16 protein-coding genes are annotated in these 14,889 nt (G+C 65.5%); 11 read left to right on the forward strand and 5 right to left on the reverse strand.

All coding sequences use genetic code 11. The features are described from left to right. The first annotated feature begins 135 nt into the window (after positions 1-135). On the forward strand, positions 136-567 hold the full coding sequence (locus E1N52_RS09810) for a ribonuclease (protein ID WP_133182330.1): 432 nt from the start codon (positions 136-138) through the stop codon (positions 565-567). Positions 568-574: 7 nt separating this feature from the next. Then, entirely contained in the window at positions 575-1,132 is a 558-nt protein-coding gene (locus tag E1N52_RS09815; RefSeq protein WP_133182332.1) for a barstar family protein, read from the forward strand. A gap of 86 nt (positions 1,133-1,218) precedes the next feature. Here E1N52_RS09815 and E1N52_RS09820 read toward each other — a convergent pair whose 3' ends face one another. The 3 genes from E1N52_RS09820 to speE form a co-directional block, all read right to left on the reverse strand. After that, the gene (locus E1N52_RS09820; protein ID WP_133182334.1) at positions 1,219-1,959 is read right to left on the reverse strand and encodes a 16S rRNA (uracil(1498)-N(3))-methyltransferase; all 741 of its coding nucleotides are present in this window, start codon (positions 1,957-1,959) and stop codon (positions 1,219-1,221) included. 19 nt (positions 1,960-1,978) lie between these two features. Further along, complete coding sequence (locus E1N52_RS09825) at positions 1,979-2,392, reverse strand: VOC family protein (protein ID WP_133182336.1); 414 nt, start codon at positions 2,390-2,392, stop codon at positions 1,979-1,981. A 105-nt stretch (positions 2,393-2,497) separates the two neighbouring features. Next, complete coding sequence (gene speE / locus E1N52_RS09830) at positions 2,498-3,361, reverse strand: polyamine aminopropyltransferase (RefSeq protein WP_133182338.1); 864 nt, start codon at positions 3,359-3,361, stop codon at positions 2,498-2,500. Between the two features lie 354 nt (positions 3,362-3,715). On the opposite strand from speE, the gene tkt reads away from it, so the two are divergent. Together tkt and gap are read left to right on the forward strand one after the other, a co-directional pair. Further along, positions 3,716-5,758, forward strand: a complete 2,043-nt coding sequence (gene tkt, locus E1N52_RS09835; RefSeq protein ID WP_133182340.1) for a transketolase — start codon at positions 3,716-3,718, stop codon at positions 5,756-5,758. Positions 5,759-5,895: 137 nt separating this feature from the next. Then, positions 5,896-6,906 carry a type I glyceraldehyde-3-phosphate dehydrogenase gene (gap, locus tag E1N52_RS09840; RefSeq protein WP_133182342.1) on the forward strand — a complete coding sequence of 337 codons (1,011 nt, stop codon included), beginning with the start codon at positions 5,896-5,898 and terminating at the stop codon, positions 6,904-6,906. 54 nt (positions 6,907-6,960) lie between these two features. Here the strand turns inward: gap and E1N52_RS09845 are convergent, their stop codons facing one another. Next, positions 6,961-7,686 (reverse strand): FadR/GntR family transcriptional regulator, encoded by a 726-nt coding sequence (locus tag E1N52_RS09845; protein ID WP_133182344.1) that lies wholly within the window; start codon positions 7,684-7,686, stop codon positions 6,961-6,963. Positions 7,687-7,993: 307 nt separating this feature from the next. Here E1N52_RS09845 and E1N52_RS09850 point away from each other — a divergent pair, with 307 nt between their 5' ends. The 3 genes from E1N52_RS09850 to E1N52_RS09860 all read left to right on the forward strand — a co-directional run bounded on the left by E1N52_RS09850 (position 7,994) and on the right by E1N52_RS09860 (position 10,949). Then, positions 7,994-9,337 (forward strand): C4-dicarboxylate transporter DctA, encoded by a 1,344-nt coding sequence (locus E1N52_RS09850; RefSeq protein WP_133182346.1) that lies wholly within the window; start codon positions 7,994-7,996, stop codon positions 9,335-9,337. A 66-nt stretch (positions 9,338-9,403) separates the two neighbouring features. After that, positions 9,404-10,423 carry an allantoicase gene (alc, locus tag E1N52_RS09855; RefSeq protein ID WP_133182348.1) on the forward strand — a complete coding sequence of 340 codons (1,020 nt, stop codon included), beginning with the start codon at positions 9,404-9,406 and terminating at the stop codon, positions 10,421-10,423. A 13-nt stretch (positions 10,424-10,436) separates the two neighbouring features. Continuing rightward, positions 10,437-10,949 carry an ureidoglycolate lyase gene (locus E1N52_RS09860; protein ID WP_133182349.1) on the forward strand — a complete coding sequence of 171 codons (513 nt, stop codon included), beginning with the start codon at positions 10,437-10,439 and terminating at the stop codon, positions 10,947-10,949. A gap of 100 nt (positions 10,950-11,049) precedes the next feature. Here E1N52_RS09860 and fur read toward each other — a convergent pair whose 3' ends face one another. Beyond that, on the reverse strand, positions 11,050-11,478 hold the full coding sequence (gene fur / locus E1N52_RS09865) for a ferric iron uptake transcriptional regulator (protein ID WP_069268417.1): 429 nt from the start codon (positions 11,476-11,478) through the stop codon (positions 11,050-11,052). 136 nt (positions 11,479-11,614) lie between these two features. On the opposite strand from fur, the gene E1N52_RS09870 reads away from it, so the two are divergent. The 4 genes from E1N52_RS09870 to E1N52_RS09885 all read left to right on the forward strand — a co-directional run bounded on the left by E1N52_RS09870 (position 11,615) and on the right by E1N52_RS09885 (position 14,749). Beyond that, on the forward strand, positions 11,615-12,553 hold the full coding sequence (locus E1N52_RS09870) for an outer membrane protein assembly factor BamE (RefSeq protein WP_133182351.1): 939 nt from the start codon (positions 11,615-11,617) through the stop codon (positions 12,551-12,553). Between the two features lie 172 nt (positions 12,554-12,725). Beyond that, on the forward strand, positions 12,726-13,523 hold the full coding sequence (gene dapB / locus E1N52_RS09875) for a 4-hydroxy-tetrahydrodipicolinate reductase (RefSeq protein ID WP_133182353.1): 798 nt from the start codon (positions 12,726-12,728) through the stop codon (positions 13,521-13,523). Positions 13,524-13,576: 53 nt separating this feature from the next. Further along, the gene (locus E1N52_RS09880; protein ID WP_133182355.1) at positions 13,577-14,305 is read left to right on the forward strand and encodes a MotA/TolQ/ExbB proton channel family protein; all 729 of its coding nucleotides are present in this window, start codon (positions 13,577-13,579) and stop codon (positions 14,303-14,305) included. A 12-nt stretch (positions 14,306-14,317) separates the two neighbouring features. Beyond that, entirely contained in the window at positions 14,318-14,749 is a 432-nt protein-coding gene (locus E1N52_RS09885) for an ExbD/TolR family protein (RefSeq protein ID WP_133182357.1), read from the forward strand. The last annotated feature ends 140 nt before the right edge of the window (positions 14,750-14,889 follow it).

Raw genomic sequence — 14,889 nt, forward strand, 5'->3', positions numbered from 1 at the left:
TACCGGTTTGGCCCTTGTGCGGGGTCAAGCCCTGGTCGTCCTCGCCTGACTAACGTTGCTTCCAGGCATCATTAGCGATACCCTTACACCTTTCATGGTCGTCGAACGCGTAACCAGGGAAGCGGGAACCAGGGGATGGCGCCTCGTCTAACTCATTGTTTCGGCGGCAGTTTGTCTGGCTTGCGGCGCGCTGCAGCGGTGGCGCTGGTCGCAACCGCAGCGTTCGCGGCAGGTGGCGCTCAGGCGCGCACGAGTCAGCCGGAAGATGCGGGTAATTCGGTCGGCAGCATTTCGGTCAACGAACTTCCGCGTGAGGCGGTGGGCACGTTGAGCCTGATTGCGGCGGGCGGCCCGTTCCCTTTCGAGAAAGACGGCGTTGTATTCGGGAATTTTGAGCGGATATTGCCACCGCAGCGGCGGGGCTACTATCACGAGTACACGGTCCCGACGCCGGGGGCGCACAACCGCGGTGCCAAGCGCATCGTTTGCGGCGGCCCACGCAAGCGGACCGACAACTGTTACTACTCCGACGACCACTACGCCAGTTTCAGGCGAATTATTGATTGACACCGGGATGAGCGGCATGAGCGATAACGTTTACGCGCACGACCCTCGGGTCGCGAGCGATCTGTTCGCGTCCGGGGAGGGCAACCTGTTCCAGCGCGTCATGCAGTTGAAGCACGACAGCGAGGCGCGCCAGGATGAGGCGGGGCTTTCATCGAACGAGGGGGCCATGAGCCTGTTTTCGACCGTGCAGCCGAATATTGTCCAGTCGATCCGGGCGTTTCGCATTCAGGATCTCTCGGACGAAGCCCAACGGCTGCAGGAGCATTTCCTCTATGCGTTCTGCGCGAATGCGCAAACCAAGCAGGAAGTGCTCGAGACCATTGCCACGTCGTTTCTGTTTCCGAAGCATTTCGGCAAGAACTACGACGGCTTGTACGACTGCCTGACCGATCTGGTACAGAAGGCCGGCGAGCAGCCGGGTTTCGTGATCGTGCTGGAAGGGCTGCCGATTGCCCAGAAGTTCGACAAGGACGGGCGGGAGACGCTGCTCGACGTATTTCGCGAGGCTTCGGAATACTGGGCCGAGCGCAAGGTGCCGTTCCGCGTTTTTTATTCGTTCGCCTGACCTTCGGCTCACGTTCCGTCGCGCGCATGCGACAGTAAACCGCAAGCCCGCCTTCCGGCGGGCTTTGTCATTTTTACCCGCTGCGCTTACCAGCCACCCCAGCGCGCGGCGAGCGCCGCGAGCACGGCGATGCCCGCCGTTTCGGTGCGCAGCACGCGCGGCCCGAGTCCCATGGCGATGAAGCCCTGGTCGAGCGCCGCCGCTTCTTCCTGCGACGAGAATCCTCCCTCAGGCCCGATCAGCACCGTCACTTCGCCCGAAGGCGGCTCGACGGGCAAGGTCGAGAATGCGACGTTGGCGCGCGGCGAGAGCAGCAAACGCAGTTCGCCTTCGCCGGGGCGCTTGGGCAGGGAGTCGAGCCATGCGGCGATGTCACGCGCGGGCGCGACGTCGGGCAGGCGGTTGCGTCCGCATTGTTCGCACGAGGCCTGCACGATGCGCTGCCAGTGCACCTGGCGGCGCACGGCGCGCTCGCCCGAAAGCCGCACGACGCTGCGCGAGGCGGTGAGCGGAACGAAATGCGTCGCGCCCAGTTCGACGGCCTTTTCGATCAGCCAGTCCATTTTGTCGTTGCCGGCAACGCCCTGAGCGAGCGTGACCCGATAAGGCGGCTCGGCTTCGACGTCGCGGTGAGGGCCAATGCGCACCTGCGTGTCGCGGCGCTCCATGCCGACAATCTCGGCGTTGTACTCGCCGCCAAGACCGTTGAACAGCACGATGGTGTCGCCGGGCTGCAGGCGCAGCACCTGGACGTGGCGCGTGACTTCGTCGGGAAGGGTGACAACGTCGTCGGATTGCAGGGCGTTGCCGACGAAAAAGCGGGGCATAGAACTATTTCTCATTCAATCAGGACAAGTGGCGAGCAAGCGCCCAGCGGTAGCCGTCGAGGTCTTCGATCTGCGCGAAACGGTCCCCCCAGAATTGGTCCTGTGGCTCGCTCAGCGATTTCGCGCCGGCTTCGAGCGCCCGCGCATAAACCGCGTCGACATCGTCGACATACAGATAAAAAGATTGCGGCGCGACGGCTTCTGCGCTTTTGGGCGTGCGCGCCGTCGAACCGAATGCGCCCTCCGGCGCAAACATGACGATCAGCTGATCGTGGTAAGTCATTTCGACGTGCATGATCGCGCCGTCGTCCTCCACGCTGTCGCGTACCGCAAAACCGAGTGCTGCCCTATAAAAATCCATCGACGCGCGCGCGTCGCGCACTGTTAGATACGGTGTCAGCCACGGCACGCCGGCGGGGCGGGGTGCGGTCATCGAGTCTCTCCAGATTCGCGGTTCGGATGAAGCGCCGTGCCGCTCCGGGCGAGGGCGCGCAGGATAAAAGCGCTTGGGGCCAGCCATTCTCCACGGACAGGACCACTAAAGCCGTAGGATTTCGCCTAGTTTATCGCGGGCTGTGCATGGACTTTTTAAGAGCGCCGCGTGCAGTCGCGGGTCGTAGTAGCGCAAGCCTTCGAGCTGCCGCTCGGCTGCGCGCGCCTGCAGCGCGGTCTCGTCGATGCCGGCCGGATCGAGCGTGTCGCTCGCGATCGCCATGAGCCAAAGCGAGCCGTAGAGCGGCACGTAGGCGGCAAGCGGCCGTACGACGGCGAAGGCCTCGCGCAGTCCGCCGAGCAGCGCGCCCACGCGCTGCGCATGATGGAACGGCGAGCCCAGATGGAGCGAGACGAGCGCGTCGGCGCTCATCACGCGCTTGAGCGCGGCGTAGAACGCTGGCGTGTAGAGTCCGGCAGCGGGCGAATCCGGTGGAGTCAGATCGAATACGACGAGGTCGAAGCGTTCCTGCGTCGAGGCGACAAAAGCCGCCGCGTCGCCGATCACGAGTTCCACGCGTGGATCCTCGAAGGCGTTGCCGCGCACCTCGGGCAGATAGTCGCCCGTCAGGCGCACGACGTCCGGGTCCAGTTCGGCCACGACGATGCGCTCGACGCCCGGGTGGCGCAACAACTGACGCGCCGCGCCGCCGTCGCCGCCGCCCAGCACGAGCGCCGCGTGCGGCGCGGGATGCGTGAGCGCGGCCGGGTGCGTCATGCACTCGTGATAGATGAATTCGTCGCCGGCGGAGGTCATCGGGCGGCCATCCAGCGTGAAGAGGCAGCCAAGCTGCTGCGTGTCCCAGACCTCGATGCGCTGCCACGGCGTATCGGCCGCGGCGAGGCGGCGCGCGCCAGGAAAACCGTAGAGCGCATCTGCCGCAGGATGGAAGAGGAGGGTGTCGGTCACGGAGGTCGAGAAGCGCTGGCGGTACGCCCGAGCGCGCGAAAATCGCGCAGAAAATAGGGCCAACAGAGACATTATAGGGGGTGTGAACCGGACCCCGCCCGCGGCGGGGATGATGGCGCGCACGGCACATACCCCGCGCCCTGCGGCCAGGGATAATCCCCACGATCTGCTAGAATATTCCGCTTTGCAGCCCTATCCGTTTGCTCCGGCCGTTTCGCGTCTCCTGGCGCCGCATGTGCGCCTGAGCGGGCGATTTGCCGAGCTTCCGGACCCCCGCGCTGCTGTGTGCGCCCGCTATGCGCTATCCGCGACCTGCGCCGCCCACGCCGCTTTTTGCACACTTCCGGACTCGACATGACGACCTCGTCCTCCGCCTCCCCCGCTACCACCCAGTTGATGGCCAACGCCATTCGTGCGCTGTCCATGGACGCCGTTCAGCAAGCGAACTCCGGTCACCCCGGCATGCCCATGGGCATGGCCGAGATCGCCGTTGCGCTGTGGTCGCGCCATCTGCGCCATAACCCGACGAACCCGCTCTGGAGCGACCGCGATCGCTTCGTGCTGTCGAACGGCCACGGCTCGATGCTGCTGTACTCGCTGCTGCACCTGACGGGCTACGACCTGCCGATGGCGGAACTGAAGAACTTCCGTCAACTGCACTCGAAGACGCCGGGCCACCCCGAGTTCGGCATCACGCCGGGTGTCGAGACGACCACGGGCCCGCTCGGCCAGGGTCTGGCGAACGCGGTCGGCATGGCGCTGGCCGAAGCGCTGCTCGCAGCAGAGTTCAACAAGGCCGACGCGAAGATCGTCGATCACCACACGTATGTGTTCCTCGGCGACGGCTGCCTGATGGAAGGCATCTCGCACGAAGCTTGCTCGCTCGCCGGCACGCTCAAGCTGAACAAGCTGATCGCGCTGTACGACGACAACGGTATCTCGATCGACGGCGACGTGGTCAACTGGTTCCACGACAACACGCCGGAACGCTTCGAAGCCTACGGCTGGAACGTGATCCCTCACGTCGACGGCCATGACGTGAACGCCGTCGACGCGGCCATCCAGAAGGCCAAGGCCTCGGACAAGCCCACGCTGATCTGCTGCAAGACCATCATCGGCAAGGGCGCGCCCACCAAGCAAGGCGGCCACGATGTGCACGGCGCGGCACTCGGCGCCGAGGAAATCGCCAAGTGGCGCGAAGCCGCGGGCTGGAAGTGGGAGCCGTTCACGCTGCCGCAAGAAGTCTACGCAGACTGGGACGCGAAGGACGCCGGTGCGAAGTTCGAAGCTGCATGGAACGAACAGTTCGCCGCGTACAAGTCGAAGTACCCGACCGAAGCCGCCGAGTTCGAGCGCCGCATGGCGCACAAGCTGCCCGCCGACTGGGCGCAGAAGGCCGCGGCAATCGTCGCTGGCGCGGATTCGCGCAAGGAAACGGTCGCCACGCGCAAGGCTTCGCAGCAGGCCATCGAAGGCCTCGCCGCGGCACTGCCCGAACTGCTGGGCGGCTCGGCCGACCTGACCGGCTCGAACCTCACGAACTGGAAGGCTTCGAAGCCGGTGCGCGCCGCGAAGGCCGGCGAAACCGGCATCCAGTGGGGCAACCACATCAACTACGGCGTGCGCGAGTTCGGCATGAGCGCGGCGCTCAACGGCCTTAACCTGCACGGCGGCTACAAGGCGTTCGGCGGCACGTTCCTCACGTTCTCGGACTACAGCCGCAACGCGCTGCGCGTGGCCGCGCTGATGAAGTGCCCGTCGATCTTCGTGTTCACGCACGACTCGATCGGTCTCGGCGAAGACGGCCCGACGCACCAGTCGATCGAACAGGTCGCAAGCCTGCGCCTGATCCCGAACATGACGCTCTGGCGTCCGGCTGACACCGTGGAAACCGCGGTGGCCTGGACCGAGTCGATCTCGCATCACGGTCCTTCGTCGCTGATCTTCAGCCGCCAGAACCTGCAGTTCAACGAGCGCACGGACGCGCAGATCGCGAACATCGCCAAGGGCGGTTACGTCCTCAAGGACTGGAACGACGACATCCCGAGCCGCAAGATCATCCTGATCGCCACGGGCTCTGAAGTCGAACTGGCGATGAAGGCCGTCGAAGCGCTGCAACGCGAAGGCATCGGCGCCCGTGTGGTGTCCATGCCGTCGACCAACGTGTTCGACAAGCAGGACGCCGAATACCGCGAGCGCGTGCTGCCCAAGGGCGTGCGCCGCGTCGCGATCGAAGCCGGTGTGACCGACTTCTGGCGCAAGTACGTGGGCCTCGAAGGCGGCGTGGTCGGCATCGACACGTTCGGCGAATCGGCCCCGGCTGGCGTGCTGTTCAAGCACTTCGGCTTCACGGTCGATCATGTCGTCGCGACGGCCAAGGCCGCGCTCGACAACTAAGCATGCGTAACGGGCCCGCCTGATCGGCAAGATCTGGCGGGCCCGCTGCCTTGAGCGCCCCGCCGGGCCGCCCCAGCCAGGCGTCGACGCCAGCGCAGCACTGGTTTCAGAATTTTTCAGCCCTTAGGAGATAAACCATGACCATTCGCGTCGCTATCAATGGCTACGGCCGCATCGGCCGTAACACGCTTCGCGCGTTCTACGAGAACGGCAAGAAGCACGACATCCAGATCGTTGCGATCAACGACCTGGGTGACGCGAAGACGAACGCGCATCTGACGCAATACGACACGGCACACGGCAAGTTCCCCGGTGAAGTGACGGTCGACGGCGACTACCTCGTCGTGAACGGCGACAAGATCCGCGTGCTGGCCAACCGCAACCCGGCCGAACTGCCGTGGGGCGAGCTGGGCGTCGACGTCGTGATGGAGTGCACGGGTTTCTTCACGACCAAGGAAAAGGCAAGCGCGCACATCAAGGGTGGCGCGAAGAAGGTCATCATCTCGGCGCCGGGCGGTAAGGACGTCGACGCGACCATCGTCTACGGCGTGAACCACAACGTGCTGAAGGCCGAACACACGGTCATCTCGAACGCATCGTGCACGACGAACTGCCTGGCACCGCTCGTCAAGCCGCTGAACGACAAGATCGGCCTCGAAACCGGCCTGATGACGACGATTCACGCGTACACGAACGACCAGGTCCTGACCGACGTGTACCACGAAGACCTGCGCCGCGCGCGCTCGGCCACGCACAGCCAGATCCCGACGAAGACGGGCGCGGCTTCGGCTGTCGGCCTCGTGCTGCCGGAACTGAACGGCAAGCTGGACGGCTACGCTATCCGCGTCCCGACCATCAACGTGTCGATCGTCGACCTGTCGTTCATCGCCAAGCGCGACACGACGGTTGAAGAAGTCAACGCCATCATGAAGGAAGCTTCGGAAGGCGCGCTCAAGGGCATCCTGGGCTACAACGACGCACCGCTGGTGTCGATCGACTTCAACCACAACCCGGCATCGTCGACGTTCGACGCCACGCTCACGAAGGTCTCGGGCCGTCTCGTGAAGGTGTCGAGCTGGTACGACAACGAGTGGGGCTTCTCGAACCGCATGCTGGACACGGCTGTGGCTCTCGCGAACGCGAAGTAAGCACGCTCTGCGCTGCATGAAAAAACCGCCCTTCGGGGCGGTTTTTTTTCGTCCTTACTTTTCGATGGCGCTCTGGGAGGCGCCTGCGAACGCGGGCGGAGTGGGGAAGTACACGCCCGCGCGCTGTGCAGCATTGGCGATGTGAGCCTCGATCGCCTCGCCGGCCGCCGCCGAGTCGCGCGCCTTCAGCGCCACCACGATCAGGCCGTGCTCGCGATGCGTGGAGAGCACGCGCTCGCGCCGGTAGAACGGCATGCGCTGGCTCTCTTTCATGATGTCGGCGCTGCTGCGCAGGATCGATTCGATCGCCGCATTGCCCGCGAGATTCACGATACGCATGTGGAATTCGAAGTCGAGCTGAGCGGCTTCGTCGAGTTCTTCGCAGGCGAGGGCGCTGTGCAGGGCCTCGGTGTTCGCTTCGAGCCACGCCACGTCGGCGTCGCCGATGGCGAGCGCCGCCATGCGCGCGGCGAAGCCTTCGAGCGCGTAGCGCATCTGGTAGGTGTCGGGCAGCGACGACTGATCGGCGAAACGCCACGGATGAGCGTTGGTGGCCTGCGCGCTCGTCACGTACACACCCTTGCCGGCGCGGATCGACAGCATGCCGAGCGCTTCGAGCGTCGAGAGCGCTTCGCGCAGCGACGCGCGGCTGATCGCCAGTTCCTCGGAAAGCTGCCGCTGCGCGGGCAGCAGGCTGCCGACCGGATACAGACCGCCCTCGATCCGTTCGCGGATCGTGGCGATGGCGGCGTCGGTGACGGTGTGCGGAACGTTCTTCATCGGATGGCGCGTGCAGCTTTCGCGTGGTCTGACCGGTATTGTAGTCCCGTCCGGCGCACCCGCATGGTGCGTCGCGTCAACGCCCGCGTGCCGCGGGATAAGGCGTGGCGCTCTGGCCCGCAAACTGGTCAGACCGCGCAAGGGTAAACACCGCGCTTCCCAACCTTGACTCCGGTATATCGGCTTCCTACTATCCGCCATAACAGTGCTGGTCAGACCAGTCAGAACAGTTGCTTCCCCTTCATGGTTTTGCATGGGATGGGACCAGGCCCTGAAGCGCCGGGTCCTATCGATCAAGGAGACAGTCGTGACGAAGTTCTTCAATTCGCTGTTTGGCCGCGTAGTGATCGCCCTCGTACTGGGCATCGTGGTAGGTGCGGTGTTTCCCCATTTCGCCCAGTCGCTGCGTCCGCTCGGCGACGGCTTTCTCAAGCTCATCAAGATGGTGATCGGGCCTATCGTGTTCTGCGTGGTCGTGAGCGGCATGGCGCACGCGGGCGACCTGAAGAAGGTGGGCCGCGTCGGCCTGAAATCGGTGGTGTACTTCGAGGCGATGACGACCATCGCGCTCGTGATCGGCGCCGTGCTCGCGTATGTCACGCGTCCGGGCGCGGGCATGAACGTGGATCTGCACTCGCTCGATGCCGCGTCGCTCGCGACCTACACCGAGCACGCCAAGAGCCTGAAGGACACCGCCGCCTTCCTGCTGAAGATCATCCCCGACACCGCCTTCGACGCCTTCGCGAAGGGCGATATCCTGCAGATCCTCGTGTTCTCGGTGCTGTTCGGCAGCGCACTCTCGCTGCTCGGCCCGAAGGCGCAGCGCGTGAACAGCCTGATCGACGAACTCTCGCAGGTGTTCTTCCGCGTGATGGGCTTCATCATCAAGCTCGCGCCGCTCGGCGTGCTCGGCGCGATCGCGTTCACGACCGGTACGTACGGCGTCGCTTCGCTCAAGCAACTCGGGCTGCTCGTGATCGTGTTCTACGCCAGCTGCATCGTGTTCGTTGCGGTCGTGCTCGGCATCGTCATGCGTCTCGCGGGCTTCAACGTGTTCAAGCTGATCCGCTACCTGCGCGAAGAACTCTCGATCGTGCTCGGCACCGCTTCTTCCGACGCCGTGCTGCCGCAGATCATGCGCAAGCTCGAATGGATGGGCGTGAAGGATTCCACAGTGGGACTCGTGATCCCGACGGGCTACTCGTTCAATCTCGACGGCTTTTCGATCTACCTCACGCTCGCCGTGATCTTCATCGCGCAGGCGACCAACACTCCGCTGTCGATGCACGACCTCATCGTGGTCGTGCTGGTTTCGCTCATCACGTCGAAAGGCGCGCACGGCATTCCCGGCTCGGCGATCGTGATTCTCGCCGCCACGCTCTCCGCCATTCCCGCGATTCCCGTGCTCGGCCTCGTGCTGATCCTGCCGGTGGACTGGTTCGTCGGCATCGCCCGCGCGCTCACCAACCTGATCGGCAACTGCGTCGCGACGGTGGTGGTCGCGGTGTGGGAGCACGACATCGACAAGGCGCGCGCCACGCGCGTGCTGAACCTCGACGAAGGCTTTCTCTACGTGCCGGCCGGCGACAGCGATGCCGACACGGCGCATGGCGAAGACGGCGCACTCGGCGGCAAGCACGCGCACGCCTGAACTTTCACACCGCATCTGCAGACATTTTCCTTCGATCAACTGAAAACCTAAGCGTTCGACACCATCATGGCCATTCCGACTCTCGACCCCAACGCCCCCGCCTTCACGCGCCGCTACATGAACCTCGCCGATCCGCGTCTGGGCGCCCGTGCGCTCCACGCGAGCGACGAGTTCTTCGCGCCGAAGGAGCGCATGCTCGATCCGCAGCCCGCGGTCTTCATCCCCGGCAAGTACGACGACCACGGCAAGTGGATGGACGGCTGGGAAACGCGCCGCAAGCGCACGACCGGCCACGACTTCTGCATCGTGCGTCTCGCGCGACCGGGCGTGATTTACGGCCTGGATCTCGATACGAGCCATTTCACGGGCAACTTTCCGCCGGCCGCTTCGATCGAGGCGTGCTACGCGCAGTTGGGCGACGACGAAACGCCCGGTGACAACGCCGACTGGCAGACCATCGTCCCGGCGACGACCTTGCAGGGCAACCAGCACCACTACGTCGAAGTGAGCGATACGCGCGCGTTCACGCATTTGCGCGTGAATCTCTATCCCGACGGCGGCCTCGCGCGTCTGCGCGTGTACGGTCAGCCCCGGCGCGACTGGAGCACGCTGGAGCGCGGCAGCCTCGTCGATCTCGCGGCGATCGAAAACGGCGCTTATCTGGTCGCGGCCAACAATCAGCACTTCGGGCTCGCTTCCACGATCCTGATGCCCGGCCGCGGCGTGAACATGGGCGACGGCTGGGAAACGCGCCGCCGCCGCGAACCCGGCAACGACTGGGCGATCGTGGCGCTCGCGCGGCCCGGCATCATCCGCAAGATCGAAGTCGACACGGCGCACTTCAAGGGCAATTACCCGGACCGCTGTTCCCTGCAAGCGGCGAGCGTGACGGGCGGCACCGACGATTCGCTCGTTACCCAGGCGATGTTCTGGCCGGCACTGCTCGGCAAGCAGAAGCTCGAAATGGACAAGCAGCACGTGTTCGAGAGCGGGATCGCGGCGCTCGGCCCGGTCACGCACGTGCGTTTCAACATCTTCCCGGACGGCGGCGTCTCGCGCCTGCGCCTGTGGGGCGAACTGGCTTAAGCGAGGAGCCGCGATGCAGATCCTGCACATGGAACCCTTGACGCGCGAGGCGTTCGCGCCGTTCGGCGACGTCATCGAACTCGACGGCGCGCGCCATTTTCCGATCAACGGCGGCACGACCGAGCGCTTTCACGATCTCGCCGCCATCGACGTGAACGAGGCGGGCGGCCGGCCCATCGTCAGCGTGTTTCGCGCCCAGCCGCGTACGTGGCCTGTCGAGATCGCGATGATGGAGCGGCATCCGCTAGGCAGCCAGGCGTTCGTGCCGCTTGGCGACGTGAGCTATGCGGTGGTGGTCGCGCCCGCGGGCGAGTTCGATCCGGCCGGGCTGCGGGCGTTCTGGGCCGGGCGCGGGCAGGGCGTCAACTACGCCAAAGGCGTGTGGCATCACCCGTTGCTCGCGTTCGGGCGCGTGAGCGACTTCGTGGTGATCGACCGCGGCGGTACGCAGCCGAACTGCGACGAGATCGCGCTCGCACGGCCCTGGCGGCTCGCGCAAGCCGACACGTCGCTCGTGCCCGCCTGAGGTCCGGATCGGTTTTCCCCGAAGACCGGCGCCCAAGCGAAAACGCCACGGCAGATCTGCCGTGGCGTTTCCTTTTCTGCAGCCTGCAAGCCGCAAGCGGTCAGTGCTTGCGGTGCGGGCAATTTTCCTTCGTGCAGGCGCCGTACAGGGCGAGTGCATGCTCCTGGAGCTTAAAGCCGCGCTCCGTGGCGATCATCTGCTGGCGTTTTTCGATTTCGGGGTCGAAGAATTCTTCGACGATGCCGCAGTCGAGGCACACGAGGTGGTCGTGGTGACTACCCTCGTTCAGCTCGAACACCGCCTTGCCCGATTCGAAGTTGCTGCGCGTGAGCAACCCGGCCTGCTCGAACTGCGTGAGGACCCGGTAGACCGTGGCGAGGCCGATGTCGAGCTCCTCGTTCAGCAGGTTCCGGTAGACGTCTTCGGCGGTCAGATGGCGCACAGGGCTGTGCTGAAAAATCTCCAGGATCTTGAGGCGAGGCAGCGTCGCCTTGAGGCCGATGTTCTTGAGATCGGTTGGATTGGTCATGACGATAAGTCCCTGGAGTACAATGCTAGGTTGTTATGTTAATGCGTTTTTGCCGTTCCGGGCATTTTCGCCAGAACTTCGAACGATCTTCTACAGAATACGCGCGGCTTCGCGAAAAGCCCGCACGGTGAGGGAAATGATTCCAGAATTCACAACGATCGGCCGGCGCATGCACGGCGGCCGCCTGGCGTGCACCCTGCTGGCTGCGGCCGCGTTCGCGGCGCTCGCCGGCTGTTCCACCTACAACAGCGTGACGCAGAGTGTTGCCCAGAGCATCACGCCTTACCGCATTACCATTGTGCAAGGCAACTTCGTCTCGGCGGAAGCCGCGGCGCAGATGAAGGTGGGCATGTCGCGCGCCGAAGTCAAGCAGCTGCTCGGTACGCCGCTCCTTACCGACATGTTCCATGCGAACCGCTGGGACTACATCTTCTACTTCAAGCGCGGCTCGACGGCCGTGGTCCAGCAGCGTGACTTCGTCGTGCTGTTCGAAGGCGACCGCGTAGCGAGTTGGTCGGGCGGTGAAGACCTGCCCTCGAACCTCGAACTGCTCGCAGAAATCGACGGTGACCGCAGCGGCAAGAAAAAGGCCGTCGCAGCTGCACCGGCGTCGGGCGCTTCGGCGCCGGTGGCGGCTGCAGCGAGCGCGCCTGACCAGGCTTCGAGCGCGACCGGCCCGACTGTTGGCGACACGGCGCGCACGCCGTCGTCCGAAGTCGGCACCGCCACCAACGCGCTGCCGCAGGACGCCAACGCGCAGGCGGCCGCCGCCGCGAACCGCGCCACGGAAGCCGTGCAAACGCCGACGGGCCTCACGCCGTCGGTGCGCGCGGGTAATCCGCAGTCGTCGGCGCTGCCGCAGAACGTCGGCACGATGCCCTCGCAGGTTCAGCTGCATCGTCAGCCGCAGCCGCAAATCCAGGGCGTGCCGCCGAGCAACCCGGTCGGGCCGACCGCCGGCGCGCAAGGTACCGGCGACACCAATGCGGCGCCTTCGGGCCCCGCACGGGATTCGTCGCTCGCCGCGCCGCCCACGGTGCCGGCCTCGGGGGCTGCTGCGGCTCCGAGCAACTGATCGGCTAACCCAGCCGGTAACACAAGCAGGGCGTGGTGCGCGAGGCGCGCCACGCTTCGATTCGGCGGCCGGGGTGTCACTACCACCGGCCGCCGCGTTTTTTGGCGGCGGCGCTGCGTGGCGCCTGGTGGCACCCGGCACCGCGGCCAGCGACACATTGCCAGGAAGACTCATGAAAATCGCAATCGCCGGGGCATCGGGCCGCATGGGCCGCATGCTCATCGAAACCGTCCTGAATTCGCCCGACGTCACGCTTTCGGGCGCGCTCGTGCGCAAGGGCTCGGCCGCCATCGGACAGGACGCCGGCGCGTTCCTCGGCAAGGACACTGGCGTGCGCATCACCGACGACATTGAGCAGGTTTTCGCGCAAAGCGACTGCCTGATCGATTTCACGCGCCCCGAAGGCACGCTCGTGCACCTCGAGGCCGCGCAGCGCCACGGCGTGAAGATGGTGATCGGCACGACCGGCTTCGACGCCCAGCAAAAGGCGCAGCTCGGCGCGGCCGCGCAGAAGGTCGGCGTCGTGTTCGCGGCCAACATGAGCGTGGGCGTGAACGTCACGCTGAAGCTGCTCGAATATGCGGCGCGCTTTTTCGAAACCGGCTATGACATCGAGATCATCGAGGCGCACCATCGCCACAAGGTGGACGCACCTTCGGGCACCGCGCTTGCGATGGGCGAGGCCGTGGCGCACGCACTCGGCCGTAATCTCGACGAATGCGCCGTGTATGGCCGCGAAGGCGTGACGGGCGAGCGCGACCCGTCGACGATCGGGTTTTCGGCGATTCGCGGCGGCGATATCGTCGGCGATCATACGGTGCTGTTCGCGGGCATCGGCGAGCGCATCGAGATCACGCACAAGTCCTCGAGCCGCCTTTCCTACGCGCAAGGCAGCGTGCGCGCCGCGCGCTTTCTGCAGGACAAGGCCCATGGCCTGTACGATATGCAGGACGTGCTCGGCCTGCGCTGAGCGTTCCCCCTACGGTCCGGCGCCTGCGCCGGACGGACAGTGAGCGAGGTCCGATGGCAGCGAGTTCCGGAGTCATTCACTATCTGCAGACGGGCGACGCGGTCACCCACGCGGTTGCGTGGGTATTGCTCGCCATGTCGGTCGCGAGCTGGTGTTTCCTCATCATCAAGAGCTGGATCCTCTTGCGCGCGAAGCGCCAGGGGCCGCGCGCCATTGCGCGCTTCTGGCAGGCGCGCACGCTCGCCGACGGCGTTGCCGCCATGCGTCCGGTCGACCGCGAGCGCGTGTTCCTGCCGTTGGCTCAGGCGGCGCTCGCCGCAGAGGAAGCCGACACGCCCGGCATGATGCTCGCACGCGTGGACCGCGGCGAGCGCGTGCTGCGCGCGCTGCGCGGCGCGCTGCAGGCGTCGCAGCGCCGCCTCGAATTCGGGCAGGTCCTGCTCGCCTCGGTGGGCAGCACGGCGCCGTTCGTCGGCCTGCTCGGCACCGTCTGGGGCATCTACCACGCGCTCGGCAGCATCGCCGCAAGCGGCCAGGCGATGATCGAGAATGTGGCCGGCCCGGTGGGCGAGGCGCTCATCATGACGGCCTTCGGTCTCGTCGTCGCGATTCCGGCGGTGCTCGCCTACAACGTGCTGGGTCGTCTCGTGCGCCAGCTTTGCGACGATCTCGACGGCTTCGCCCACGATCTGCACGCCTATGCCTGCGCGCCGGAAGGCGCGCCGCTGCGCCGCGAAGGTGCGCAGGGTGCGCTGCGCGAAGGCGCGCGCGCCGAGTCGTAGGAGGCAACGCGTATGGCATTCGGCGGACTCGAAAAGAAGCGCGATACGGCACCGATGTCGGAGATCAACATGACGCCGCTCATCGACGTCATGCTCGTGCTGCTCGTCATTTTCATCATTACCGCGCCGCTCTTCACGCACGCGATCCGGCTCGATTTGCCGAAAGTCGCCGCCGAACCCGCGCAGCAAACGGCGCAAACCGTCACGCTCTCCATCGACGCCGCCGGCAAGCTCTACTGGAACGCCCAGCCCATCACGCTCGACGAACTGCGCGCGCGCTTCACGGCAGCGGGCAAACAGCCCGAGTCGCAGCAGCCCGAGCTGCAACTGCGCGCCGCGCGCGAGACGCGCTACGACGTGATCGCCCAGGTGATGGGCGCCGCGCAGCAGGCCGGTCTCACGCGCCTCGGCTTCGTGACCGAGCCGCCCGCCGGCGCTCATTGAAGACGCCACTGCGCACGCCGCTGAGCGCGCGCCAGTCAACGGTATAATCAACGTTTCCTTTAAAAACGGGCCCAGCGAAACCGCCGCAATCTGCCGGTATCGTGAACGGCCGGCCCGGTGCATCCGGCACCGAAACGGCC

It is taken from the genome of Paraburkholderia guartelaensis (assembly GCF_004353905.1).
Classification (GTDB): domain Bacteria; phylum Pseudomonadota; class Gammaproteobacteria; order Burkholderiales; family Burkholderiaceae; genus Paraburkholderia; species Paraburkholderia guartelaensis.

What these genes read in the sequence shown, in the direction of transcription:
- E1N52_RS09845 (WP_133182344.1), bottom strand. Translation starts at nt 7,686, where the DNA reads ATGAAGAACGTTCCGCACACCGTCACCGACGCCGCCATCGCCACGATC.
- E1N52_RS09810 (WP_133182330.1), top strand. Translation starts at nt 136, where the DNA reads ATGGCGCCTCGTCTAACTCATTGTTTCGGCGGCAGTTTGTCTGGCTTG.
- E1N52_RS09815 (WP_133182332.1), top strand. Translation starts at nt 575, where the DNA reads ATGAGCGGCATGAGCGATAACGTTTACGCGCACGACCCTCGGGTCGCG.
- dapB (WP_133182353.1), top strand. Translation starts at nt 12,726, where the DNA reads ATGAAAATCGCAATCGCCGGGGCATCGGGCCGCATGGGCCGCATGCTC.
- E1N52_RS09820 (WP_133182334.1), bottom strand. Translation starts at nt 1,959, where the DNA reads ATGCCCCGCTTTTTCGTCGGCAACGCCCTGCAATCCGACGACGTTGTC.
- alc (WP_133182348.1), top strand. Translation starts at nt 9,404, where the DNA reads ATGGCCATTCCGACTCTCGACCCCAACGCCCCCGCCTTCACGCGCCGC.
- E1N52_RS09870 (WP_133182351.1), top strand. Translation starts at nt 11,615, where the DNA reads ATGATTCCAGAATTCACAACGATCGGCCGGCGCATGCACGGCGGCCGC.
- E1N52_RS09825 (WP_133182336.1), bottom strand. Translation starts at nt 2,392, where the DNA reads ATGACCGCACCCCGCCCCGCCGGCGTGCCGTGGCTGACACCGTATCTA.
- E1N52_RS09880 (WP_133182355.1), top strand. Translation starts at nt 13,577, where the DNA reads ATGGCAGCGAGTTCCGGAGTCATTCACTATCTGCAGACGGGCGACGCG.
- fur (WP_069268417.1), bottom strand. Translation starts at nt 11,478, where the DNA reads ATGACCAATCCAACCGATCTCAAGAACATCGGCCTCAAGGCGACGCTG.
- gap (WP_133182342.1), top strand. Translation starts at nt 5,896, where the DNA reads ATGACCATTCGCGTCGCTATCAATGGCTACGGCCGCATCGGCCGTAAC.
- E1N52_RS09885 (WP_133182357.1), top strand. Translation starts at nt 14,318, where the DNA reads ATGGCATTCGGCGGACTCGAAAAGAAGCGCGATACGGCACCGATGTCG.
- E1N52_RS09860 (WP_133182349.1), top strand. Translation starts at nt 10,437, where the DNA reads ATGCAGATCCTGCACATGGAACCCTTGACGCGCGAGGCGTTCGCGCCG.
- tkt (WP_133182340.1), top strand. Translation starts at nt 3,716, where the DNA reads ATGACGACCTCGTCCTCCGCCTCCCCCGCTACCACCCAGTTGATGGCC.